The following is a 25,628-nucleotide window of genomic DNA, read 5'->3' as shown; positions in this document are numbered from 1 at the left end:
ATCATACCGATAATATTTTACTAGATCATATCGAGATAATTATTCTATATACCCATATCTGATTTGTGTCTCTTTTGGCTTTTCGAGTTGTATTCTTTTACATCTGCCACCAACTGTTCTAAACTGAATAATAGTAAACGTTATCATATCAGGAGGTTATTTAATGACAGCTAAAGATGTATTCACTTTTTACAACGGTGTGACGATTCCCTCAATCGGTTTCGGGACTTGGCAAATCCCCAACGAAGAAGCCTATGCGGCGGTGACGATGGCTTTGAAAAACGGCTATACACACATCGATACGGCACATGCTTATCACAATGAAGAAAATGTCGGAAAAGCGATCCGCGACTTCGGCATTGCCCGCGAAGAAGTGTTCGTGACCAGCAAGCTGCCTGCGCAAATCAAGGATTTCGACGGTGCGCTACAACACTTCGAAGAAACTATGACCAATCTTGGTCTGGATTATTTGGACCTTTATCTGATCCATGCGCCATGGCCATGGGATGAGATCGGCAAGGACTGCACCGATGGCAATATCCAAGTTTGGAAAGCCATGGAACAGCTTTATGACGAAGGCCGGATCCGCGCAATCGGGGTTTCGAATTTCTCTATAAAAGACCTGCAAGCGATCCTGGACAACTGCGACATCGTCCCGATGGCGAATCAGATTCCTTTCTACATCGGCCGCGACCAAAAAGGACTCCTGGCTTTCTGCCAAACACACAAAATCGTTGTCGAAGCCTATTCACCTTTAGCTACAGGTGCTATTCTGGATAGTCCGGAAATCAAGCAGATGGCTGAAAAATACGGCGTGACGCCGGCGCAATTATCCATCCGTTATTGCCTGGAGAAGGATACGTTGCCTTTGCCGAAGTCCACGCACGAGGAACGCATCATCGAAAATGCACAACTGGACTTCACCATTTCGCCGGAAGATGTAGCCATTTTGGATGCGATGAAAGATGTCCGCGCAAATTAAATAAGCAACAAAAAAACCTTAAAATGGGCGTTCACATACCCATTTTAAGGTTTTTTCTATTGAATGTTGACCGAACTACGGCGAAGACACCGTTCACCGGAGCTGGGTCCCCCGCTGGCCACAAACCCTTCAAAAAGACAGTTACCGGACAGACAGAAAGAAACCAGAGATTGCCTCAATGAGGCGGCCCCTGGTTTCTTTCAGTATCATACTCGTCAGACCATACCCGCTATGCCTGTTTCGATGATTTCCATCTGCAGTAGGGTCTCTTCGTCCTTGGTGACTTTTTCCGCACCGTTCACGATTGCGTTGTAAAGATCGTCGTAGACTCTGGCGTAATCGCCTTTTTCGGAGACAACTTTCTCTTCATGATAGACGCCTTCATCATCCATATACGTCAGAACCCCGTAATGTTCCGGCAGATCGACACCGAAATCAGCATTGTTCGGCATGTGGAACAGCTTCAGATGCTCTTCTTGGCGGTCTCGGGTCTGTTTCACGAACATGCCCTTTTTGCCGTAAGCGACAAAGCTCGGACGCTCCTTCAGCCTGAAGAAGCTGGATTTGATGGAAACCTTCAGATTCTGATAATGGAAATCCAAATCGAAGTAATCGTTCATGCGGCCCGGCCCCAGCAATTGCCGCACGTCATAATGGATTTTGTCAGGCTTGCCGAAATAGGAAAGGACCTGATCGATGGTGTGGCTGCCGATTCCGTACAGGTAGCTGGTATCCTTTGTGAAACTGTCGATCGACAAGGGAATTTCCGGGCGATAGTAATCGATGGCTATCTCGACTTCCAACAGATCGCCTAATTTGCCGCTTTCGATGATTTTCTGCGTCGTCAGGAAGTCCGAATCGTAGCGTCTGTTCTGGTAGCATTGGACCAGCAAGCCCTTTTCTTTCGCGTATGCAAAAATGGCGGCCGCTTCTTCGGAAGTTGGCATGAACGGTTTTTCGACCAGCACATTTTTGCCGTGATCCAAAGCTTGTTTGGCGAACTCGTAGTGGGAATTCGTATGCGTGCAGACGACCACCAACTGGATGTCATCATCCTCCAGCACATCTTCAATATTTCCGGTGTAGTGGATGCCCTCGATTTTTTCCCAATCGCTTTTCTCCGGATTCCGGCTATAGATTGTTTTGACTTTGATGTTGCTTCTTGATAAAGAAAACGGCAGATGATAACGGTTCGTGCTTTTCCCGTTTCCGATGTATCCGATTGTCAGCATATTTTCTCCCCCTAAATGATCGTATCTTCCTCTCTATATTGTAGCGGTATATATCGGAATGTAAACAAATCCGAGCTGAATCGGTACAAAAGTGCGCTTTTTTTGGGATCGGGTACTTCCTTTTGGACCAAATGTTCAGCGCTTATTGTTCCGTTTGTGTATTTCCTGTTGGAATATTAGCGGATTTTAGTAAAGTTGAAAATAAATATTGTGAGAGTCGCTTCGGACCTGTATAATTAAATGTAAGTTAACGTTTACATGAGTTTGTCAGCTTGGGTTCTCGCCGTAGCGACAAACAGCAATTTCCATATTTTATTTTCATTTACGATTTTCAACACTATAAGATTGGGGGACACTAATGATATTGAAAAAACAGCCTACTATGAGTGGCGCAGAGGAACTCTCCGAGCGATTAAAATACGGTTTATTGGCCGGTTTTGCCTTATTGATGGGCGGTGTAGCATTCCTGTTCAACAGCCCGCGGGAAATTTATGAAGGCAACCTCACCATCTTGGGCTCTCCGGCCAACCTGTTGACGGATTATATGGCTTTGACGAACGTCGGAACGGCATTGTTCAACGTTTCGCTGATGACGCTGCAGGCCCTCTGGATCGTCCGGATGGCGGATGCCAAAATAAACGGCCCGGTCATAGCCGGCATTTTGACGATTGCGGGATTCGCCTTTTTCGGCAAGAACTTATTCAATTCCATGCCGATCAGCATCGGTGCCTTCGCTTATGCAAAGGTCACTAAAGTACCGCTGCACAAATCATTGCTGGCCGCCCTTTTTGGGACCGCCTTGGCCCCATTGGTAAGCGAACTCTCCTTCAACCTCGGCATTGGTCAACCCTACGGTGTGTTTTTGGGGCTGGGAGCCGGTTTTGTTTCCGGCTTCCTGATTCCCCCACTGGCACATCATTTCGTTACCTTCACAAGAGGATTCAGCCTCTATAACGTCGGCTTCACCTGCGGCATCATCGGGACGGTCTTCATCTCTTTGATGCGCAATTTCGGTTTCGAAATCGAAACAGTAAACATCCTCGCCAGCGGCTACAACGGACCATTTTCAGTGCTGCTCTATTCACTGTTCAGTGGCATGTTCCTGATTGGCTTGGGGCTCAACGGATGGAGCTTCAATGGTTTGAAGCGAATCCTGCGCCATTCGGGCCAATTATCTACTGATTACCTAGAGCTTGGTGGTTTGGGTGCGACGCTCATCAACATGGCTTTGCTTGGATTCCTGGCTACGACATACATTCTTTTGATGGGCGGAGAAATCAATGGCCCGGTTTTAGGCGGAATCTTCACAGTCGTAGGCTTCGGAGCCTTCGGGAAAAACGTCAAGAATGTCCTGCCGATTCTGATCGGGGTCACATTGATGGGTCGACTCAACTATCAGGACAACCAGTCCACCATCGTACTGATTTCGGCACTGTTCGGAACAACTTTGGCGCCGCTGGCAGGTCGTTACGGGAACATAGCGGGCATCATCGCCGGAGCCATGCATCTGACGTTGGTCATGAATATCGGTTATCTACACGGTGGAGTCAACCTCTACAACAACGGCTTTGCGGGTGGACTTGTGGCTTCGATTCTGGTTCCCATCATGGAAGCATTCCACCTTCATCGAGACAATCAACGGGCTTTGCGTGGGCCAGTCGATCCGGCTGATGAAATCGAGATTGATCAAGCCAATTAACAGAACCAGTTAGCTAATTTTTCAGAGAACAAAAGCGATGCCTTGTGAACGAAGTAAACTCGTTCACAAGGCATCGTTTTTACTTTCATATGAACAGACGGAGCGCCGCAATCGCGGTCATGATCATGATGATGCGTTTGTACCACGTCTCATTGATTTTCCTGACGAAATTAATTCCCATCCAACTTCCGAATGCGATGAATGGTATCATCAGCAGCATGTACCGGAGCGTTCCCCAAGTGACGGTGCCCCACATGAAGATGTGGAAAGGCAACTTCACAATGTTCATTAGCAGGAAGAACCAGGCAGTCGTTCCGATCATCTTCTTCTTGGTTAGATCCTGCGACAGTAAATAAACGTTGAAAATGGGCCCGGCTGCATTCCCGACCATCGATGAAAAGCCACTGACAGCCCCGACCATCCAATGAAAGATTGGATTTTTCGGAAGCGGCAAAACTCTTTTGGTGATCTCTCTATAAACCAACAGTCCCAGACAAATCAACACGACGATACCCAATAATGCTTTGAACTGCTTGTCATCGAGATAATTGCCCATGATGGCTCCACCGACGATGCCGACTACGGCGGCAGGCAATAATTTTAGGACGTCACTCAATTTACCTTGCTTGCCGTACTGAAAGATCGCGATCAAGTCCCCCAGCATCAGCATCGGCAACATAATTCCGGCTGATGCCTTCCCGCCGAACAGGACCGCAACCAGCGCCACCGCCGGAATTGTCGCTCCTTGTATGCCTGTTTTGGAAAAACCGATGATGATCGCCGCAACAATCAGCATCGCCCATTCTATTCCGTTCAAACCCAACATTCTGATATATGCCCCCTCCCATGATTCCTTTCATTTTACCGATTTTCCAAATAAATGACAATGACTCAGAGCCCACAATCCGGAAAACGCTTAATCCCTATACCCAATTGAAAAAAAAGTGGTCGTTAATTGGGTTTGGCGGGCATCCAAACCTCGCAATTACCCTCAAAAAGTGTTAAAATATAACTAAAGACGAATGCCCGCAGTGACTGTTTCCCCCACCCATCGCTCTTCTACGAGCCCACTTTTGTCTTCATCGTCTATGTAACCGCCTTCAAAACCAGACTTCTGACGACTATACAAGGTATTTCCACCTCCGAGAGACTTTCTGGAACACGCTCGATTGTGCATCAAGATGGCCTTTCTTTGTATATTTTTCAGATCCATCACCTTTTTGCGCCCAAAACTCAAAAAAATTTGTAAAGGGTGTGACACACCATGATCGTCAACCGTAACACAATCAGGGAACAAAACGAGACCATCGTTTTGACAGCAATCATCAATCATCCCAATACTTCACGAGCGGCCATCTCTCATGATTCCGGTCTCAATAAGGCAACCGTATCCGAAATTGTCAAAAAACTGCTTAAGGAAAAACTTGTCGTCGAACTCGGTACAGGTCAAAGTTCCGTCGTTGGCGGGAGAAAACCGGTGCTGTTGAAGGTGAATGCGAATGGCGGATACGCGATGAGTTTGACCATTACACAAACAAAGATTTCTTCACTCGTCTGCAATCTTCAAGGCAGGATCGTTGCGCAGTACGATTTGGTCAGAAAAGTGGAGGCTAGCAATATCATCGACAGCATCGAGGAAGTTGTGCTCTACCACAGGAAGAGCCTCACCAAGACGCCGTTCCGCTTCGTGGGTATTGTTGTGTCCATCGACGGCTTTGTGCATGAAGATGAGATAGTATCATCAACGAACAAAATGTTAGAGCATCTGACCGCCAAACATCTGGAGAGCGACGCCATCGACTGCCCGATCTTTTTGGAGAACCAGAACAATCTCGCAGTGATAGCCGAAGCGGTATTCGCCCACTCTCCGGGGAACATCATCAGCATCGATCTGGATGAAGGCATTGGTTCCGGAATCCTGTTGCAGAACCGGTTGTTCCGCAGCAAAAACAGCTTGGCCGGTAATCTGGGGCACACGATCCTCTATCCATTCGGGAAAGACTGCGACTGCGGCAAGCAAGGCTGCCTGAACCAGTATTGTTCAACGTCTGCTTTGGTTGCGGAAATCAGAGACCTGAAGAAGGATTCCGCACTTCAGCTGGCCGATCTGATTGCCCTGTACAAAACCGGCGATGAAGATGCCAAAAATGTAGTGGAACATCTCGTGCTGCATATGAGCATCGCAATCAGCAACGTAGTCAGCCTGTTCGATCCGGAAAAAGTCTATCTGAATGGCGATCTCTTCCGTGCATTGCCGGAATGTGTGACAGCAATCCAAACGGAATTGAACCGAAAATCCGGGCAAAACGTTCCCGTGAGTTTGTCCTCACTGGGGAAAAACGGGGCTCTTCTGGGTGGGATCGCCTTGGCACTCCAGCATTTCTTCCAAGTGCCGCAACTGCAGTTGCATTTTGAAGATTGAAATTCCGGATGAATGGAACGCAAATAAAAAAAGATTCAGCCTCTTTCTGACGTCACATCCTCACAGGTGTGACGTTTTTTTTGACACACTATTGCTTTTTGTTGATTATTAATATAATATTTTATATGCAGAGACATGTATTCGATTTCATGAAACGACATTCCATATTGTGGGATGCCTTTTTGTTATACGGGAATCTGACAAGAATCATATTTGACCTATTTGATGTAGAGAGGAATTATCATATGACCTTACGCCACTATCTATCCTTTTTTTCTGCGGCCTTCTTGATCATGGCCATGTATATTGCCGGGAATGCGGTCGGTTTCTTCGTCGAGCCCATCACTTCGGAATTAGGCTTCACGCGCAGTGCCTTTTCGCTTTACATCAGCCTGTCGACTCTGACCGGCGTTTTCGTACTTCCCCTGATTGGACAATTTCTCCCTAAATTTGGCGCAAAGCGCTTGCTGATTGGAGGAGGACTCTGGGTTTCGCTTGGATTTGTTTGGCTGGCATTCGCCACTCGTTTATGGCAATTTTATCTGGGAGGCATCTTCCTCGGTTTATTCATGATGCCGATCACCATGTTTCTGGCGATTTTGTTGATCAACAATTGGTTCACCGCCAAAAAAGGATTGATGATGGGCCTGTTGAATGCCTCTGGAGGACTTGCGGGAGCCATCGTTTCGATGATCATGCCGACATTTCTGGATAACTTCGGTTGGCGCATGGGTTACTTTTTGATTGCAGGACTTTTCGCGCTCCTGACTGTCCCGAACGGCCTCTTTTTGTTGGTGGAAAATCCCGGCACTGTCGGCCTGAACGCTTATGGAGACAAACTGTCCGCTCACAACGAAAGCAATCAACCTATACACGATCTGTCCATCACTTATGAAGATGCCAAAAAGATGAAACCGTTTTATATCCTGTTCATTGGCATTTTCCTTTCCGCTTTCGGAGGCGGGATGATGCAACATTTGCCAGCGCACTTCAGCGGGATGAACTTCACATCCGGACAGGTCGGCACATTGTTCTCGCTCGTCATGGCCGGCATGATCATCGCCAACATTTCGGTGGGAGCCATCAATGACAAAATCGATTCGACCATCACCCTTACAGTTGTTGTTGTCTGCATGGTGATTGCCTTGTTCTTCCTTGCGACTACCCGCTCTTACCCGGCTTTATCGATCGTCATGTTCATCCTCGCTTTCGGACTCGGCGGACCAGCGGTATTGACCCCGTTAGTCGTGAGCGAAGTCTTCGGTATCGGGGATTACCCACGCATCTGGTCCATTCTCGGCATGGCGCCTTCCATCGGGATGTCCATCTCCGGCCCGCTATGGGGAGCCGTTTATGACGTGACCGGCTCATATGCAATCGGCATGTATGCGATGATAGGATTGGCCATCATCTACGGCATCTGTTACCTTTTCGCACTGAAAAGAGGGCCGTTAAAACAGCCGATTAATGTAACCGGCTTCTAATTATGTATGATGAAAAAACGCACAGTCGGCTGACTGTGCGTTTTTGTGTTCTATTTTTTCAGCCATTTTTTCAATGGATTGCTCTCCTTCAGGTTCTCCAGGACTTCTTTGACGTCCTGATCCTTGGTCCCCATTTTGAGGCGCTCCTGCATTTTTTCGCGCATCAGCGTCTCGATGTTGCTGAGGTCCGGATACTTGCCGTCCTTTTCACCCTTTGCCACAATCGACAGCACCTCGATGTAGCTCATCGCCAACGCGGTCGTCAGTACGGCTGCCGTCGCGCCGCTAATGACTCCTCCGACAATCGTCCCCGCACCGGGAATCAGCTTCAGCAAGTTGGATACGATGTACCGGCCCAAGTAAGTGGCTCCCCCTGTTCCGCCGACAGCACCGATCACACTGGTGATGGTGGCTTTATCCATTGAAATGCCGAATATCGCAGTGATGTGGGCAAGCATGCCGATCTGCATCGGCACCAGGACAGTCGCATCGGAAAAAGGGATCGGCGTGAACCCGACGCCGAATGTGGTCACGATGTATTTGGTCGCCCAACTTCGGGATGCTTTCGCTTTACGCGCGATATCCACCTGTTGGGCGTTGTTAAAAGCCTCTTTCGTCTCCTCCGGCAGCACCGCAAACGTCCGCTCGATCAATTCCTTCAATCCGCTCTGCGGAAGCACCAGCTCATCCGTGATGGCATACGGTTCTGCCATCACGTTCAGTACCCCGGCTATCGGCAAGTTCAGGTTTTCGATGTATTTCTTCAGCTCGTTCGCAGGCTGACCGATCGATTGCGTCAGGACGACCAATACCGGCAACAATCCGGAAAGTTCTTCCATGAAGGCGATTTCGGATTCCTCGATGCGGGAGGAATGTGCATTGATGCAATAGTAGACCAAATGGATTGCCTTATCGGACCCTTCCTTTTGGCTCTGCTTAATGGCCTCAATGATTTCCCGCTTGACTTCAGTTTGAATCGGATGGGCCAATTCCAGCCCGCGCGTATCGTACAAAACGAGCGGCATGCCTTCCTTCGCAATCCGCCGCAGATGCTTCGTGACCGGTTTCCCGATTCCGGTCTCAGCCATCCGTTCCCGGAAGACATTGTTGATCAGCGTGCTTTTCCCGACACCCGTCTTCCCCGCCAACAGGATATTGACGGGATGCATGTTTTCCACTTCTTCCTTTGTCTTGTTCAGTATCTCCTGGACTACATTCAAATCAAGGTTTCCTCTTCCCATGACGCTTCCTCCTGTCGCTCGACCGCAAGCACACTTTTTTACGGAACAATCACGTTCCTCTGGTTATTTCCACCACGCTTTGGGAAATGAAATAATACCCATACTCTCCCATCCGTTCCGGCGAGTCTTTCATACCGTTCGTCACCCAGGAGTAAATCATCCCTTGGTAGGCGAAGGAAACGGCAGTGATCCAGTGTTCATAGGGTATGACGGTTTTTTTGGACCGGAGCTGTTCCTCCAAACGTCCCCTCAAATAGGTGTTGAATTTGAGCGGAAAGGAGTAGCTGCTTTGCCCATTGAAAAGAACACTGAAAAAGCGCTCATTTTCTTTGATGTAACTGAAGATATCCGTGAACGCTTCAACCGTCTTTTGTCTGAATTCCGTTTCCGTTGCGCCGGATAAAGCCGTTTTCGTGATGGCTTTCCCTCTGTCCTGGAGTTCCAAGATCAGCGCATCGATATTTTTCTCCAACAAATCATGTTTATCTACATAATGTAGGTAAAAAGTTCCCCGATTCACTTTTGCCCGTCCGGTAAGCTCCCTCACCGTCACTTCTTCGATGGATTTTTCTTCCAGCAGGGTTATCAACGCATGCAACAGGTTTTTCTTTGTGGCTATGACGCGCTTGTCTTGCGATTGTTTATTAGGATTCATTGTTTTTATTGTTAGCTCCTGCTTCCAGAGTCTGATTTGGAACTCTTTCTTGATATAGACTTCCAAAATGCTAACATGATTATAGTATAGCCACCCCAAGATAACAAGTTTAATGACCGCCTTTTCAGGGGATCCAGCACAACAAAAAAAAGCTGCTCTGGTCCGTTGGAATGGACCGAAGCAGCTTTTTCGGATGGAAGGCGGACTACTCGCGCTCCTGTTGGTTAATCATCGTTGCTTCCGCCGCCGAAAAGCAACAGCAGACGGAGAAGTTGCAAGAAGCTCATGAAGGCCGCCGCGACATACGTCATGGCTGCTGCGACAAGAACTTTGCGGGCTTTCGGTACTTCTTGCGCATTCAGGATACCGCCGTTCGACAGGATCTTCAGGGCGCGGCCGGATGCATTGAATTCGACCGGCAATGTGACCACTTGGAACAGGAAGCTGAACGAGAAGAATAGGATCCCCAAATTGAGGAACGTCTGATTCATGCCTGCGAACACGCCAATCATGATCATCGGCATGGAAAGCGTCTGGCCTAAATTGGCGGCTGGGACCAAACCGGCACGCAAGCGCAACGGAATGTAATTTTTTTGGTCCTGGATTGCGTGACCGACTTCATGGGCAGCGACGCCGATAGCCGCAACCGAAGTCGAGTTGGCTGTCGTGTCGGAAAGGCGCAGCACTTTGGCGCGCGAGTCATAGTGGTCCGTCAGATCTCCACGGACGCGCTCAATCTGCACATCATGGATGCCGGACTGCTCCAGAATGAAGCGTGCTGCATCCGTAGCGGTGTAACCGTTTTGGCTTTTCACTTTGTTATAGGTATTGAAGGTACGCTTGACGAATCCCGAAGCGATCATGGAAACCACGATACCGAGGACGATCAATATATAGGTGCTATCGAAGAATGGATACAACATGTCTCATCAACCTTTCTTTTATTTACTCTACAGTATAGCATCCGATTGTGAAGAAAGGATGAAGGATGCTTACGTTGCTGTAATTTTAAAAAATTCTTTAGATATTGTTGTTTGCAAAACCGGATTCCGCTTGGCCGGAGGAAATCAGCTGGATCGATGCCCTGCTCCGGAGAGGGATCCGCCCGCCGGAGGACGCCGCTGAATTTCGGACTCAGCTCCGGCCAAACTGCGCTCATGGGAGGACGACACATCAGGAATGTTGGCTGAACTACGGCCAAGCCTCCGTTCACCGGAGCAGCGTGCTGCTGCCCATGAGTTTCCGCCAAACCAAGGGCTGCCTCGAAAACGAGACAGCCCTCAGTTGTTCTATTGATTTTGTTTCCGGTATTTTTTCATGACTGTGACCAAGCGCTCCATCGCTTCCATCAGCGTTTTCGTAGGGGCACCCAGGCTGATTCTTTCGTATCCGCGACCTTCGTCCCCGAATATGTAGCCTTCATCCAGGAATACTTGCGCCTCCTGCTCCGTGATTTCTTCCAATTGTTTGTGGGACAAACCGAAGGCACTGAAATCCATCCACTGCAGATAGGTACCTTCCAGATCGAAGACAGTCACTTCCGGCAGTTCCTTCTCCAGGAAGGTTTTTAGCGTCTCGTGGTTGTGCCAGATCAAAGCTTTGAACTCTTCCAGCCAGTCCTCGGCCTCCGTGTAGGCGATCTCGGTCGCCTTCAAGCCGAGGACGTTGGTCCCTCCACCAATGCCGGTCATTTCCATATCCATCTTGAAAGCCGTGTGGAGCTCCGGATTCGAAATGATGACATTGGAATTGCGCAGGCCCGCGATATTGAAAGACTTGCTGGCGGCGGTTGCCGTGATGCAGATGTCCGCTGCTGCATCGGATATGGCTGCCATCGGTGTGAACACATGGCCGGGCATGATCAGATCGTGGTGGATTTCATCCGCCAAAATCACGACATCATTGGCGGCGCAGATGTCGACCACTTTCGCCAGTTCCGCTTTGGTCCAGACGCGGCCGACCGGATTATGCGGGTTGCTGAAGAGCATCAGTTTGATGTTCGGATCTTTGGCTTTCTCGGCCAAGCCTTCAAAATCAATTTCGTAGCGATCGCCATTGCGGACCAACGAATTGTTGATGAGCCTGCGTTTCGTATTCTTGATTGACTTCATGAACGGGTAGTAGACCGGCCCCATGTATAGGACGCCGTCGCCCGGCTCGGTGTATGCCCTAATAGCGGAATAGAATGCGGCGATGATGCCCGGTGTGCAGATGATCCAATCCTTCTTGATTTGCCAAGCATGGCGATTGTCCATCCAGTTGATGATTGCTCGGTAATAGTCTTCGGTCGGCAAATCATAGCCCATTACGGCTGTTTCGATATATTCCTGCAGACCTTTGACGATCTGCGGTGCTGTCTTTATATCCAAATCCGCTACGGAGAAAGGAAAAACATCCTTCCCCACGTTAGGATTGCTTCTGTACATGGCTGCCCATTTTTCGGACCCTGTGTTGCTCCGATTGACAGGCGTTTCGAAATCATATTTCATAGATTCAACCTCCCAAACATTTTGCTTACTTTTCATTCTATCATTCGTTTTGAAGATTGCCACCCCTAATCTGATTTTAATCCAAAGAAAAACGGAGAACCCGTTTCGGATTCTCCATTTTTCTCGCATACAATCAGAGACTCACCTTTTAGCTTTTTCTCTTCAGCATTTTGAGGTAACTTTGATAATTTTTGTTGCCACCAGAAAGGTTGTAGACTTCCTGGAAGCCTAAATTAATCAAGACATTCTGAGCGGCATTTCCGGTCACGCCTTTGTTGCAGTAAGTCACAGTCGGGATATCTTTGGAAAGCTCACCAGAGCGTGCACGCAGTTCCCCTAACGGGATGTGGATTGCATCTTGGACGTGGCCCTTCTCGAAGTCCTTTGCGGAACGCGTGTCGACCACCTGAATTGATTCGCCTTTATGTTGCGTTTCGACCAACTGGGCCGGCGTCATCAACGGATTGCCGTGCAAGGCGTTATCCAAAGCCATGCCTGTATAAAGGATAGGGTCTTTTGTCGTTGCGAACGGCGGTGCATAGGCCAGATCCAGATGGAACAGGTCTTCCGCTTTCGCCTTGAAGGTGATGGCCGTGGCGAGGACATCGATCCGTTTGTCCACACCCTGAGTTCCTACAATTTGAGCACCCAAGACGCGTCCTGAGGCTTTGTCTGCCAAAGCCTTAATGATCAATTCCTTGCCGCCAAGGTATTCGGCGTGGTCCGGCTTGATGTTGTAAAGGACTTCCACGGAATAACCGGCTGCCTTCGCCTCTCTTTCGGTCATGCCTGTCTGGCCGACATGCAGATTGAATACGCGGAAGATGCCGGTACCCAGCACCCCGCGGTGTTCCAGATTCCCACCGGTGATCACATCACCGGCGATCCGTCCCATCTTGTTGGCCGTAGAGCCCAATGGACGGTAAATCGGTTTGCCTGTGATGACCGAAAAACTTTCCGCTACATCACCTACCGCATACACATCCGAGATATTCGTCTGCATTTTGCTGTTAACGGCAACCGCACCCGTCGCACCGATCGTGACGCCGATTTCCTTCGGCAGTTGAATATTCGGACGTACGCCGGCAGCCAGGATGACGATATCCGTTTCGATGGTGGCGCCTTTTGTCGTCACCACTTTTTTGACGGTCCCACTACCTTCGATGGTCTTGACCGTATCCCCAAGGTGCAGATGCACCCCATTGGCCATCAGCACTTCTTCAACCCGGAAAGCCATATCAGCATCCATCGGCGGCATCACTTGATTTTCCAACTGAACGATGGTGACATCCCAACCTTTATACACAAGTTGTTCGGCCATTTCCAGACCGATGAACCCAGCACCGATGATCAGTGCTTTCTTCGGTTGGTTCGCTTCCGAATAACTTTCAATGTCACGAAGGTCCTGGATGTTGCGGACATGGAAGACATTGTCGTATGCATCCTGATCGAACGGTGGAGGCGTAAGCGGAGCCGCACCTGTCGCGAAAACCAACACATCATAAGCGTCCTCTTTGATTTCACCGGTCTTCAGATCTTTAACTTGAATCTTTTTGGCTTCATGATCCACTTTTGTCACTTTATGTTCCGTAAAGATGGAGACATCATATCTCTTTTTGAACCATTTCGCATCCCGCGGCGTCAGGCGATCCACTGAATCGACTTCCCCACCGATTTTGTAGGGGATACCGCAGACGGAATAGGAAATATCCTTTCCTTGATCATAGACGACTATTTCCGCTTCCTCTGTATTTCTGCGCGCTTTGGCTGCAACGGAGGTGCCCGCCGCTACCGAACCGATTACGATGATTTTCATAATAAATTCTCCTTTTCAGTTAAAGTGGCTTATTTTACCGTTTTTACAGGATTTACTACACTATTTTCTTTTCCAGGAAACCATTGTCTTGTCGAATTGGCGATTTTCACCAAAATCAGCATCACAGGCACTTCAGTCAAGACACCCACAACCGTCGCCAATGCCGCTGGAGAATCCATTCCGAACAACGCGATGGCGACCGCGACAGATAGTTCAAAAAAGTTCGATGCGCCGATCATTCCGGCCGGAGCGGCGATTGCGTGAGGAAGCTTCAATGCTCTGCTTGCAAAATAGGCAATGAAGAAAATCAGGAATGTCTGCAGAATCAATGGTACGGCGATCATCAAAATGTGCAACGGGTTTTCCAGGATGACCTCTCCTTGGAAAGAGAACAGCAAGACCAGCATCAACAACAGCCCTGCAGTGGTTGCGCCATCAAATTTCGAAAGAAAATCCTTCTCGAAATAAGCAACGCCTTTTTTCTTTGTGACGAAGATCCGCGTCAAGACTCCTCCGACCAGCGGAATCACAACGAACAACACGACAGACAGGATCAAGGTGTCCCAAGGAACCGTAACATTGCTGACGCCCAATAAGAATTTGACGATCGGAATGAAAGCAACCAGGATGATCAGATCATTGGTCGCAACCTGAACGACAGTGTACGCCGGATTGCCTCTAGTCAGTTGACTCCAGACAAACACCATCGCGGTACAAGGGGCAGCTCCCAGCAGAATCGCACCGGCCAAATATTCAGTCGCCAACTCAGGCGTAATGAAATTTTTGAAGACGACAAAGAAGAAAAAGGCAGAAATGGCGTACATAGTAAAAGGTTTGATCAACCAGTTCACTGCCCAGGTGACATAAAGTCCTTTCGGATTTTTCCCGACGTCCCGGACGCTTTGGAAATCCACCTTCATCATCATCGGGTAAATCATGACCCAGATCAATACGGCCGTCGGGATCGAGACGTTCGCATATTCAAATTTCCCGAAGAATTCAGGTATGGCCGGCAGATATTTGCCGATCAACACCCCTACCACCATACAGATTGCTACCCAGACACTCAAATATTTATTAAAGAACGAAATGCTTGTTTGTTCTTTGCTACTCATTTTTATTATACCTCCATTTATTGTTTTACGCTCTTTACAGCACTATTTTTGCGTCACTTGATCGGTTTCTTTTTCATCTGTGCTACACACTACTTTTGACCGCACAGGTTCACAGATGCATGCCGGAGTATCGGCCATCAGTTCCGCTGTATCCGCCTTGAATTTTTCGAAGGCATCTTTCTTCAGATCGTAATAATGCCACGTTCCGGATTTCTCCGTCGTCACCAATCCCGCCTTCACCAACAAGTTGATGTGATGGGACAACGTGGGTTGGGTGAAATCGAAGTGTTCCAGTATGTCACAGGCACACATGGCCCCGCAGGAAAGCATATCGACAATTTTGACGCGCTTCGGATCGGCCAATGCCTTTGCGACTTTTGCATAATTTTCATAATCCATAATTGCTGATGCTCCTTTTATATAGACGTTTTTCTATCTACGCTGGAAAAAGAAACGCGAGCCGGGGATATCCCGAATCACGCGTACTCTTTATCATTTTAGCAGCAACCACCATTACCGCAGGCACAAGAGCCCTTGCTTGATGTTGCTTCTTCCTCCTGCTGGTGGTGATGATGATGGCCATGTCCGCCGCAGCCACAGCCGCCTTTCGCATGACCACTTTCTCCATGGTTATGCTGGTGATGTCCATGCCCGCCACATCCGCAGCCGCCTTTTGCTTGATCGCTTTCTCCATGGTGATGATCGTGGTGGCCATGCCCGCCGCAACCGCAGCCGCCTTCCGTATCTTCAACGAATCGGACACCGATGTAACCGGTGATTTCGTCATTGGTTGGATAGGCGCCGGTCTTGACGATTTCTCCATCGACAACAGTGATCGGCAAAATTGTGTTTCCTTCCGCTTCGATTTTTTCATTGACCACTTTGTTGGATTCGAATTGCTCCGCATCATCCGTCAAATTGAAAAGCAAAGCTTCATAGTTCTCCAAATCCGCCAAGGCCTCCATTACTGCTGCAATGCGCAGGGCATCCTGGCTGCTGAACAAGCTGCTGCTTGTTTCCGGTTCAAAGATAGTGATGTTTGTCATGATTCATTTCCCCTTAGCTTGTTTGTATTTTGAATAGCTTTTGATAGTTTTGAATATTTTTTTGTACCTTTACAATATAGAACTTCTTCTATCTTCAGTCAATCCTAAAATCGAAAATGCGCAAAAAAAGTGCCGGGCGAAGAACATTTCTCCACCCGGCACTCTCAATAATATTTATTTTTTCAGCAATTCTGTGATTTCTTCCGTACTGGCGACTTTACCGTAGGAGACGACTTTCTCGTCGATGACCAATCCCGGAGTGCGCATGATGCCGTATTTGGCAATGTCCTTCATGTCGGTCACTTTTGTGATGGTCGCTTCCATCCCCAGTTCCTTCAAAGCTTCTTCCGTGTTCTTAGCCAAATTAACGCAATTTTTGCAGCCTATACCCAAAATTTTAATTTCCATGATGATATTCCTCCAGCTTATTATTTTTGATTTGATTACATAAAGATTGGTCCCAAGAAATTGAACAAATAGCCGATGATGATGATGCCGATTGCCACGATTCCGAAGAAGAGGCCCAATAATTTCGGCTTGACGACCTGCTTCAGCATGACCATCGACGGCAAGGACAATGCTGTCACTCCCATCATGAATGACAATACGGTCCCCAATCCGACGCCTTTTGCGACAAGCGCTTCGGAAATGGGCAGCGTCCCGAAAATATCCGCGTACATCGGAACACCGACGAATGTTGCCACCAATACCGAATACCATTTATCCTGACCCAACAGAGCCGTGATGACAGACTCCGGAATCCAGTTGTGGATGGCCGCCCCGATACCGACTCCAAGGAGCACGTAAAGCCACACTTTTTGGACGACTTCCTTCACCTGATCGAAGGCATAATCGACCCGGTCCTTCCTGGTCAACTCGGCTTCCTCCAGTTCGATTGTCGGGCTACCGAACACAAAGGCCTCGACCTGATCTTCCAGATGCGCCTTCCCGATGAAAGTTCCGCCGACAACCGCAAGGATCAATCCCACAACGACATAGGCGATGGCGATCTTCCAGTTGAAGATGCTGGCCAAGAGGATGATGGATGCCAAATCGACAAGCGGCGAAGAGATCAGGAACGAAAACGTCACACCCAGCGGAAGTCCCGATCCGGTGAAGCCGATGAAGAGCGGAATCGAGGAACAAGAACAGAACGGCGTAATCGTACCCAGCAACGCCGCCAGAATATTGGCGGTGATCCCATCAAACCGGCCCAAGATTTTCTTCGTCCGCTCAGGCGGGAAAAAGCTTTGCACATAAGAAATGCCGAAAATCAATACCGACAGCAGGATGAAGATTTTGATGACGTCGTAGATGAAGAAGTGGATGCTGCCGCCTACCCTGCTGGCGAGATCCAATCCGAAGACATCCCGGACAAGCAAAGCGACCAGATCACTGAGCCACTGCATTTTTAATAACTGATCATTTAACCATTGAAAAATTCCCATAACAAATTGCACCTTCTAGTTTGTATTTTTACCGTTCAACACATTGATATTTATCTATGTGTCAGTATACGCCCACACATAGATAACTGTCAATGTATTGTTTTTGGGTAATGAGCCCTTACTTAAAAAGCTGCGATAATGCCGGAGTTTAACACCGGTTTTCGCAGCTTAATCATATAGGACAGGTTTTCTCTGTTCATCATTTTTGCAGGAGCTCTGCAATATGTTTGGGCGTCAGGATCCGCCCATATGAGACGACCTTTTCATTGATGACCAGCCCCGGAGTCTGCATGATACCGTACTTTGCGATTTCTTTCGGGTCCTCCACTTTAATGATGGTTGCTTCCATGCCTATCTTCTTCAGCGCTTCAGCTGTATTGGCTTGCAATTTCTCGCAGTTCCGGCAGCCCGGTCCCAAAATTTTGATTTCCATTTCCATCCCCTGCTTTCGAATGATTATACAGTGGTGTTTTGTTTGGCCATAGTCTGGAAAAAGTCCTTCAACTCATCCAACTTTTCATGATTCACGGAGTATTTGACCCAAATGCCGTCTTTCCTGCTGTCCACCAAGCCACAGTCCTTCATCATTTTCATGTGATAGGATAAAGTCGGTTGTGTGATCGAAAACTGATCCAATAACGCACAGGCGCACATTTCCCCTTCCGACAATAAATCCATGATTTCCAATCTAGTTTCGTCTGATAAGACTTTCAGACATTTCGCGTATGTTTTATATTCGATTGCCATAACTTTTCCCCTTTTTATGAGGTCTATGGATGCATCTCAGAAGTCGCATCGCACCTGATTTCATTGCATAGACATCTATCTATATGAAGTATATACCCTAACGATTCTAATTGCAATTTCCTCCTTGCAGTGCCGCAGATGCCAATATGTCGAAACCGATAAATGAAAAAATAATTAAAAATATTTGACTCCTTCTCAGTCTATTGTTATTATATATTTAATTTCAAATTGAAATCACGTTGAAAAGATAAGTACAGATGGACGAAATGCACAGAGAACCTCGGCAGCTGAAAAGAGGACAGGGATGCTATCTGGAAAATGGTCTTCGAGTGAATGGCATGCGAACGTTCTGCAAGGGACCTTAGCGTACCACGGGAATGCCCGTTACAGCATCACAGTATCCCGGAACAGCGTTTTGCTGAGGCGTACTGGTTAAGGGAAAGATCGAGAGATTTTTCTGAATCAAGGTGGTAACACGGTGAATCTTTCATACGTCCTTGCGCAGCACAATGCGCAAGGACGTATTTTTTTACAAAAAAAACAAAAAAGAAAGCAGGAAAATATTATGACAACCCAAACTACTTTAAACAGAACGAAGGCGCCTTTCCGCGCAGACCACGTAGGAAGCTTCTTGCGTCCCGAAAGCATCAAAAAAGCCCGCAAAGAGCTGGCAGAGGGAACAATCACGAAGGAAGCCCTTCGCGAAATCGAAAATGTTGAGATCACACGCATCGTCGACAAACAGATCGAACTAGGCTATAAAGGCATCACAGATGGTGAGTTCCGACGTTCTTATTGGCATTTCGATTTTCTTGAAAACCTCTTGGGCTTTGAAGGTTACCTTGCGGCGCAAGGCAAACAATTCCACAATGTTGTGACGAGTGCCCATAGCGTGCGCAACATCGGCAAGATCGCTTTTAATCCGGAACATCCTTTCTTTGCGGACTATGCTTTCTTGGCTGAAGCAGTCGGCGACAGAGCCGTTGCGAAAGTATCGATCCCGAGCCCGAACCAATTGATCCGCCTCGGTTTCCGCAACGAAGAAATTTATCCTACCTTGGAAGGGTACGCTGCCGACCTGCAGCAGGCATACCGCGACACGATCCTGCACTTCTACTCGTTGGGTAACCGTTACATCCAGATCGATGACACTTTCTGGGGCGACCTTTGCTCGGACAAAGCACTGGAAATTTTCGGTTCTCAGGAAACTTACGATGAATTGAAGCGCATCGCAACCGATAATGTCAAAAACATCCAAATCGGGCTGCCTGAAGATTTGGTCGTCACGACGCATATCTGCCGCGGTAACTTTCGCTCGTCCTATTCGCAGGAAGGCGCTTATGAGCCTGTTGCGAAAGAATTATTCGGCGAAACCGGCTTTGATGGCTTCTTCCTGGAATATGACACCGACCGTGCTGGCGGGTTCGAACCACTGCGCTACTACAAAGGCGACGGCCAAATAATTTTGGGCCTGATTACTTCAAAAACGCCGGAGTTGGAGGACATCGCCGAAGTCAAGGCGCGCATCGCTGAAGCAACCAAATATGTACCTTTGGAACAATTATGCCTGAGCCCGCAATGCGGCTTCGCTTCGACCGAAGAAGGAAACAATCTGACGGAAGAACAACAATGGGCCAAATTAGCATTGGTCAAGCAGATCGCTGATGAAGTCTGGGGCGACTGATAAAATCCCGAAAAAAAACGCATCGCCACTCTGGAATTGAGTGGCGATGCGTTTTTCGCATTAATGGTTATGTTTGTGTTCTTCTTTTTTCTGAAGCGGATGTTTGGGATTGTATGCCTCTTCATGCGGTAGAACCAAGTTCAATGTGATACCGGTAATAGCGCTTAAGGCTGTACCTGACAAGGTAACAACGCCTGCGATATCCAGAACCGCGCCGCCCAGGCCCAGCACTAGCATCGAGCTGGCGATGATCAAGTTGCGGACGTGGTTGAAGTCGACCTGTTCCTCGATAAGTACTTTCAGACCATTGCTGGCGATGACACCATACAACAGGATGGACATCCCGCCCAATACGGATGTTGGGATGGTTGAAATCAGCGCTGTGAATTTCCCGAAGAAGCTCAAACCGATTGCGATAAAGGCAGCGTTACGGATGACGGAAACGGATGCGATGCGCGTCATCCCGATGACGCCGGTATTTTCGCCGTAAGTCGTATTCGCCGGTCCACCGATGAATGCCGAAACGGCAGTCGCTACACCATCGCCCATAAGCGTGCGGGAAAGACCCGGATCCTTCAGGAATTGACGGTTACAGATTTTTCCTAAAACAGTATGGTCTCCGATATGTTCTGAAATCGTAACTAATGCGACTGGGATGATGGCCAAAGTTTCCGGTCCGAAATACAGATCGTAAGAACCGAACCATGGTGTTTCGAACGGCAGAAAGAATCCCGGCAGTTCAAACCACTTCGCATCCAACACAGGTTGGAAATCGACCAAACCCATGAAAAGCGCGATGACGTACCCTCCGATGATTCCGATCAGGAAAGGAATGATTTTGAAAAAGCCTTTCCCTTTCGTGTTGATGAACGAAGTGATCAGGAAAGTTGCAATCGCCACAATGATATGACGGATATCCCCATCCGCTACAAATCCGGCATTTGTCACTGCAGACGAAGCCAGTCCCAAACCGATGACCATGATCATCGGTCCGATGACGATCGGCGGTAGTAACTTGTCGATCCATTTTGTGCCAAGTGCTTTGACAAGTCCCGCAATCAGGACATAGACAAGACCCACCATGATGACACCAGTCTGCGCGGCTTTAATGTCTCCGCCCATTTGTTCCATTGCCACAGCCATAGCCGTGATGTAGGCGAATGAAGAACCCAGATAAACGGGAACTTTCGCTTGTGTTGCCACTTGATAGATCAGTGTGCCGATTCCGCTCGCGAACAAAGCGACCGAGACGGGCATCCCTAAAATAAGCGGAACTAATATTGTTGCTCCGAACATTGCAAAGACGTGCTGAAAACTCAACAGAATGCCTTTCAGCACTTCCGGTTTTTCATCCACATCCAATAATAATGGTTTTTGGTTGATTGCCATACCTTTTTCCTCCTTGTTTTTGGGCAAAAAAATACCCTTTTGACGTTTATTTGCAAAAGGACCTAAGGTATCAAATGTATGTGATTTGTTACCCTTCATGATCTCTCTGGATCATATTAAAGGACTTTGCTTTCACTATCTTATCAATTGTCAGTGAAATTTTCAATAGCAGTTTTCATGTGAATTTTCTCATTTGCTACTATCCAAAATATTAATAAGCTGTCATACTATATTAAGAGTATCTCTGTATACTCTATAGTTACTGAGAGAAACTACTCTTTTTCTTTAGACCTCCGAACAGGATCGATGAAGCTGCAACTTCGCCGTCCACTTTCTGAAGAAATTCGTCCATCCAAGGACAGCAAAAAACGCCACCCAAAAAGTGGCGTTTTTTTGTTATTCTGCTTTTTCCTCATGGGCTTCCTTCAGACAGATGGCGATCAGCTCATCGCGGACCGCTATCCATTCGGGTCTGCGGTCCTCTAGATGGACCCGGTTCGAAAGCAGCAAAAACCCTTTTTGTCGGTTAGGATCCAGTATCATGAACGTGCCGGTGTAGCCGGTGTGCCACAATACGAAGTCTTCCCCATCCTGAAACAGATTCCATCCCAAGGAACGCGGTTGACCTTGGACCTTTCCCCAATCCTGCAGCAAGGCTTGGACCGTCTCTTTCCGCAAAATCCGCTGGCCTTCCCACTCCCCGAAATGCAGCATCATTTGGCTGAATCGGATCAGATCCTGCATCGGCGCAAACAACCCGGCGCTCCCGCAGTGTCCGCCCAGGATCAATGCTTTGGGATCGTGCACGCTACCGCGGATCACCCCTCTGCTCGGGTGGTTTTGTGTCGGAACGCAACGCATCGGATCGGTCGGTCGGTAGCTGCTATCCGTCATGGCTAGCGGCTGCTTGATGCGCTGCTCAAAGTTTTCCTCAACCGATTTCCCTGTCAGCTTCTCGATGATGAAGCCTGCCAGGATCAAACCAGTGTCGGTGTAGACCACTTTTTTCCCGAGATTTCCTCCCGGCTCAAGGGAAATCAAGGCGGCGGCGAGTTCCTCGGCCGAAAGCGCATCGCGATTTTTGATGTAGCCTTTCAGATCGGACGTGTGCGTCATCAGATGACGGATCGTCACCGATCCAGAACGGAATGCCGGCAGATGAGCCTGCACCGGATCCTCGAAGTTGATTTTCCCTTCCTCATGCAATCGGAGCAGGAGCGTGTTCGTTACGATCACTTTCGTCAAAGATGCCACATCATAGAGCATGCCTTCCCGCAAGTCTTCCCGCTCGGGCAGGATCGCCGCCGATCCGATCAGCCGGGTTTCCGTTTTTTCCTTATCGATAAAGGTATAAGCCGCCCCGGGGAAAACATTCCCTTCCAGCATCTCGGCGATTTTCTTTTGGGTTTCTGGATACATCAGCAAGCGCCTCCTTTCCACTACTATAGTTGTCTATCATTATAGCGCATCCCAAGCCTGATGCGCGGCACATTTCGAACGCTTTTTACAATTTTGGGAAAGAATGGCATGAGATTTGCGAAGCACTTTTCAATTTAAGAAAGAATCAGCTTTATCACCGGATCATGTGTTAGAATATTGTATACTAGTGAACTTATTGGGGGAATGTAATTCGATGGGGTATTTTAAGGAACGCCTTTATCAGCAATACGTGATATTGTTCATCTTCTATTTTATGGCCATGTCAGCTTTATCATCGTTGATCACCGTCTACATGCGCGGCCTAGGGAAAAGCGGGTCGGAAATTTCATTCATCCTTATCCTTTCAAACATAATCGCACTCATCATCCAAGGACTTATCGGTTATTCAAATGAAAAATGGGGAACGCGCAAGACCGTGACCATCTACGTCCTAATTTCAGCTGTCATCAGTTGTGGACTCTTTTTCTTCACAGGCAACTGGCTCTTCGGGCTCGTTTATGGTTTGGCGAACGCCATCACCTTGGGGCTCGCACCGCTGTTTGATGTGCTTGCGGCCAACAGCCCTTACAGATTCGGCCAAATTCGTCTCTGGGGAACAATCGGCTATGCGGCTGGGCAACAGATTTCAGGGATCATCTACGATTTTGTATCGCCGAAATCCATTTTCGTGCTATATCTCGTCTTATATCTCTCGAGCCTCGTGTTCCTATATCTGTTGCCTAAACCGGAGCAACCGGCTGCCTCTCCAGAGCATCCATCCGAGAAGCAGGAGGATACTTCAGGAGGCAATACGCTCAAGAACATCTTCCAGAACAAACTGTTCATCACTTATCTGCTTTTGGCGTTCATCATTTTCGGCACGAACACAGTCAACACCAGTTATCTGCCGTTGCTTTTGACCGATACGGGTGCTCCGGTCGCACTTGTCAGCACAACCCTGACTGTGGCTTTGTTTGCGGAAGTCATCGCGATGGCTTTGTCGCATCGTTTCATGGACCATTTCACGAACAAACAGCTCCTTCTGGCCATTCTGTTCCTTTCCGGCACAGAGTATCTGATCAATTTCGTTTCGAGCGACTTTCTGGTGCTTTCCATTGCGACCGTCCTGACCAAGTTTTTCGCTTCCGGTACCTTCATCATGCTGAACCTCAAGATGGTCTCCACCTTATTGAACCGGAAACTGATTGCTACAGGAACAGCGGTCGTCGCCATGCTTTCCAGGAATATCGGCACCATCTTCTTCCAGTTGATGGCCGGCCCCATCATCGACACAATCGGGCTGAATTACCTTTATCTGCTACTTTTCGTCTTTACGGTCATCGCTGCGGTCATCGCCTTACTGTTCAAAGTACCGGCTCAGCCGAAAGAACGACTTTTTTCTTGATGAAAGTCTGAATGCAACACGGTTTACCGAAATCAAAAAGAATGGTCCCACGAGCAGCATACTCGCGGGGCCATTCTTTTTTGTCATTCCGGTTTTATTTCTTTTTGCGGATCATATCGAAACGTTCAACCACGAAAGGAACTTTCATCTTCACGATCATCATGGCGTTAGGCGCACGGTCGATTGCTTCATCGTGTTCGTTCCAGATGGCTTCCACAGTCAGTATGTTGTGGCGCAATCCCGGACCGTAGAATTCGATTTCGTCACCGACACCGAAATTGTTTCGTTGCTGGATCGTAGCCATCTGCGTTTCCGGATCGTATGCCATCACTTGGCCGATGAAACCGTAGCGCGGAATTTTGCGGCGCTGGCCGAAGAGCTGTTCCTCCTCGGTCGGATCTTTATAGAAGAAACCGGTCGCCAATTCGCGTTGCGCGACTTTCCATAATTCATCCACCCATTCCTGCTTCAGTTCATAATGGTCCGGATCCGCGCAGTAAGCATCCACGGCTTTGCGGTAGACATTGACTACAGTCGACACGTAGTGGATCGATTTCATGCGCCCTTCGATTTTCAGGCTGTCGACGCCGCTCTCGATCAGATCGGGCAGGTGCTCCAGCATCGAAAGATCGACGGCACTCATGGAGAATTTTTCTTCGATGCCTTCTTCGCCGGCACCTACAGGGTTCTGTTGTCCCAACAACGGCATATCGAACAGGCCGTATTTCCAACGGCAAGACTGCGCGCAGCCTCCGCGGTTGGCATCACGGTTCGACATGTGGTTGGAAAGGACACAACGGCCCGAGTAGGAGATGCACATCGCCCCGTGGACGAAGGCTTCGATTTCGACATCGGTCTTCTCGTTCATTTCCTGGATTTCTGCCATCGACACTTCACGTGCCAAAACGATGCGTTCCAAGCCTTCGCTCGCCCAAAAATTGAGCGTCTGGTAGTTGGTCGCTGATGCCTGTGTCGACAAATGGATCGGCAAGCCGGGTGCGTCGGTCACAGCGATTTCCATCAGCGCGGGATCCGAAATCAGGACCGCATCGATGCCGATATCGCGGATCGTGCGGAAGAATTCGCCTGCGCCTTCCTCGTTGCCTTCATGGGTGACCATATTCGCGGCGACATAGACTTTCGAACCGTGGCTATGCGCAAAAGCGACTGCTTCCGCCATTTCCTCATAGTCAAAATTGCCTGCGCGGCTACGCAATCCATAAGCTTCTCCGCCGATATAGACGGCGTCAGCTCCGTAGTGGATGGCTGTCTTCAATTTTTCCAATGTTCCGCCCGGGGCCAAGACCTCGGGCTTCTTTGTTATTGTTCGCATGTATGTGTACACTCTCTTTCTT

General features: G+C 48.5%; 24 protein-coding genes. 7 read left to right on the top strand and 17 right to left on the bottom strand.

Going from position 1 to position 25,628, the window contains the following annotated elements:
- Positions 1-163: 163 nt before the first annotated feature.
- The gene (locus tag PH235_RS04955) at positions 164-982 is read left to right on the top strand and encodes an aldo/keto reductase (protein ID WP_272161306.1); all 819 of its coding nucleotides are present in this window, start codon (positions 164-166) and stop codon (positions 980-982) included.
- Positions 983-1,197: 215 nt separating this feature from the next.
- Here the strand turns inward: PH235_RS04955 and PH235_RS04950 are convergent, their stop codons facing one another.
- Positions 1,198-2,214 (bottom strand): Gfo/Idh/MocA family oxidoreductase, encoded by a 1,017-nt coding sequence (locus tag PH235_RS04950; RefSeq protein ID WP_272161305.1) that lies wholly within the window; start codon positions 2,212-2,214, stop codon positions 1,198-1,200.
- Between the two features lie 358 nt (positions 2,215-2,572).
- Between PH235_RS04950 and PH235_RS04945 the strand changes: the two genes are divergently transcribed.
- Positions 2,573-3,913, top strand: a complete 1,341-nt coding sequence (locus PH235_RS04945) for a DUF1576 domain-containing protein (RefSeq protein ID WP_272161304.1) — start codon at positions 2,573-2,575, stop codon at positions 3,911-3,913.
- An 85-nt stretch (positions 3,914-3,998) separates the two neighbouring features.
- Here PH235_RS04945 and PH235_RS04940 read toward each other — a convergent pair whose 3' ends face one another.
- A complete protein-coding gene (locus PH235_RS04940; RefSeq protein ID WP_272161303.1) occupies positions 3,999-4,739 on the bottom strand; it encodes a sulfite exporter TauE/SafE family protein in 741 nt (246 codons plus the stop codon).
- A 438-nt stretch (positions 4,740-5,177) separates the two neighbouring features.
- On the opposite strand from PH235_RS04940, the gene PH235_RS04935 reads away from it, so the two are divergent.
- On the top strand, positions 5,178-6,335 hold the full coding sequence (locus PH235_RS04935; RefSeq protein WP_272161302.1) for an ROK family transcriptional regulator: 1,158 nt from the start codon (positions 5,178-5,180) through the stop codon (positions 6,333-6,335).
- A 245-nt stretch (positions 6,336-6,580) separates the two neighbouring features.
- On the top strand, positions 6,581-7,819 hold the full coding sequence (locus PH235_RS04930) for an MFS transporter (RefSeq protein WP_272161301.1): 1,239 nt from the start codon (positions 6,581-6,583) through the stop codon (positions 7,817-7,819).
- A 50-nt stretch (positions 7,820-7,869) separates the two neighbouring features.
- Here PH235_RS04930 and PH235_RS04925 read toward each other — a convergent pair whose 3' ends face one another.
- The 12 genes from PH235_RS04925 to PH235_RS04870 all read right to left on the bottom strand — a co-directional run bounded on the left by PH235_RS04925 (position 7,870) and on the right by PH235_RS04870 (position 18,376).
- Positions 7,870-9,060, bottom strand: a complete 1,191-nt coding sequence (locus PH235_RS04925) for a YcjF family protein (RefSeq protein WP_272161300.1) — start codon at positions 9,058-9,060, stop codon at positions 7,870-7,872.
- Between the two features lie 49 nt (positions 9,061-9,109).
- Positions 9,110-9,715, bottom strand: coding sequence for a TetR/AcrR family transcriptional regulator (locus PH235_RS04920; protein WP_272161299.1), 606 nt, complete (start codon positions 9,713-9,715; stop codon positions 9,110-9,112).
- A gap of 224 nt (positions 9,716-9,939) precedes the next feature.
- A complete protein-coding gene (locus tag PH235_RS04915) occupies positions 9,940-10,638 on the bottom strand; it encodes a zinc metallopeptidase (RefSeq protein ID WP_272161298.1) in 699 nt (232 codons plus the stop codon).
- 366 nt (positions 10,639-11,004) lie between these two features.
- Positions 11,005-12,204: a MalY/PatB family protein gene (locus PH235_RS04910; protein WP_272161297.1), complete on the bottom strand. Its 1,200-nt coding sequence runs from the start codon at positions 12,202-12,204 to the stop codon at positions 11,005-11,007.
- A 148-nt stretch (positions 12,205-12,352) separates the two neighbouring features.
- Positions 12,353-14,020 carry an FAD-dependent oxidoreductase gene (locus tag PH235_RS04905; RefSeq protein WP_272161296.1) on the bottom strand — a complete coding sequence of 556 codons (1,668 nt, stop codon included), beginning with the start codon at positions 14,018-14,020 and terminating at the stop codon, positions 12,353-12,355.
- A 29-nt stretch (positions 14,021-14,049) separates the two neighbouring features.
- Positions 14,050-15,135 (bottom strand): ACR3 family arsenite efflux transporter, encoded by a 1,086-nt coding sequence (arsB, locus tag PH235_RS04900; protein WP_272161295.1) that lies wholly within the window; start codon positions 15,133-15,135, stop codon positions 14,050-14,052.
- A gap of 42 nt (positions 15,136-15,177) precedes the next feature.
- Complete coding sequence (locus PH235_RS04895) at positions 15,178-15,534, bottom strand: ArsR/SmtB family transcription factor (protein WP_272161294.1); 357 nt, start codon at positions 15,532-15,534, stop codon at positions 15,178-15,180.
- 98 nt (positions 15,535-15,632) lie between these two features.
- Complete coding sequence (locus PH235_RS04890) at positions 15,633-16,181, bottom strand: arsenic metallochaperone ArsD family protein (RefSeq protein ID WP_272161293.1); 549 nt, start codon at positions 16,179-16,181, stop codon at positions 15,633-15,635.
- 174 nt (positions 16,182-16,355) lie between these two features.
- A complete protein-coding gene (locus PH235_RS04885; RefSeq protein ID WP_068559151.1) occupies positions 16,356-16,589 on the bottom strand; it encodes a thioredoxin family protein in 234 nt (77 codons plus the stop codon).
- Positions 16,590-16,624: 35 nt separating this feature from the next.
- Positions 16,625-17,629 carry a permease gene (locus PH235_RS04880; RefSeq protein WP_272161292.1) on the bottom strand — a complete coding sequence of 335 codons (1,005 nt, stop codon included), beginning with the start codon at positions 17,627-17,629 and terminating at the stop codon, positions 16,625-16,627.
- Between the two features lie 199 nt (positions 17,630-17,828).
- On the bottom strand, positions 17,829-18,062 hold the full coding sequence (locus PH235_RS04875; protein ID WP_272161291.1) for a thioredoxin family protein: 234 nt from the start codon (positions 18,060-18,062) through the stop codon (positions 17,829-17,831).
- A gap of 23 nt (positions 18,063-18,085) precedes the next feature.
- Entirely contained in the window at positions 18,086-18,376 is a 291-nt protein-coding gene (locus PH235_RS04870; protein ID WP_106449034.1) for an ArsR/SmtB family transcription factor, read from the bottom strand.
- A 304-nt stretch (positions 18,377-18,680) separates the two neighbouring features.
- On the opposite strand from PH235_RS04870, the gene PH235_RS04865 reads away from it, so the two are divergent.
- Both PH235_RS04865 and PH235_RS04860 read left to right on the top strand, forming a co-directional pair.
- The gene (locus tag PH235_RS04865; RefSeq protein ID WP_272161290.1) at positions 18,681-18,812 is read left to right on the top strand and encodes a hypothetical protein; all 132 of its coding nucleotides are present in this window, start codon (positions 18,681-18,683) and stop codon (positions 18,810-18,812) included.
- 129 nt (positions 18,813-18,941) lie between these two features.
- Positions 18,942-20,060 (top strand): 5-methyltetrahydropteroyltriglutamate--homocysteine S-methyltransferase, encoded by a 1,119-nt coding sequence (locus PH235_RS04860; RefSeq protein WP_272161289.1) that lies wholly within the window; start codon positions 18,942-18,944, stop codon positions 20,058-20,060.
- 60 nt (positions 20,061-20,120) lie between these two features.
- Here the strand turns inward: PH235_RS04860 and PH235_RS04855 are convergent, their stop codons facing one another.
- A complete protein-coding gene (locus tag PH235_RS04855; RefSeq protein WP_272161288.1) occupies positions 20,121-21,449 on the bottom strand; it encodes a uracil-xanthine permease family protein in 1,329 nt (442 codons plus the stop codon).
- A gap of 396 nt (positions 21,450-21,845) precedes the next feature.
- Positions 21,846-22,868, bottom strand: coding sequence for a serine hydrolase domain-containing protein (locus PH235_RS04850; protein ID WP_272161287.1), 1,023 nt, complete (start codon positions 22,866-22,868; stop codon positions 21,846-21,848).
- 214 nt (positions 22,869-23,082) lie between these two features.
- On the opposite strand from PH235_RS04850, the gene PH235_RS04845 reads away from it, so the two are divergent.
- Entirely contained in the window at positions 23,083-24,273 is a 1,191-nt protein-coding gene (locus PH235_RS04845) for an MFS transporter (protein WP_272161286.1), read from the top strand.
- A gap of 94 nt (positions 24,274-24,367) precedes the next feature.
- On the opposite strand, the gene PH235_RS04840 is transcribed toward PH235_RS04845, so the two are convergent.
- Positions 24,368-25,606 (bottom strand): peptidase U32 family protein, encoded by a 1,239-nt coding sequence (locus PH235_RS04840; protein WP_272161285.1) that lies wholly within the window; start codon positions 25,604-25,606, stop codon positions 24,368-24,370.
- Positions 25,607-25,628: the final 22 nt, after the last annotated feature.

It is taken from the genome of Trichococcus sp. K1Tr, assembly GCF_028309625.1.
In the GTDB taxonomy this organism is placed as follows: Bacteria; Bacillota; Bacilli; order Lactobacillales; family Aerococcaceae; genus Trichococcus.
Note: the sequence above shows the minus strand (reverse complement) of the source record. Positions and strands in the feature narration are given on the sequence as shown.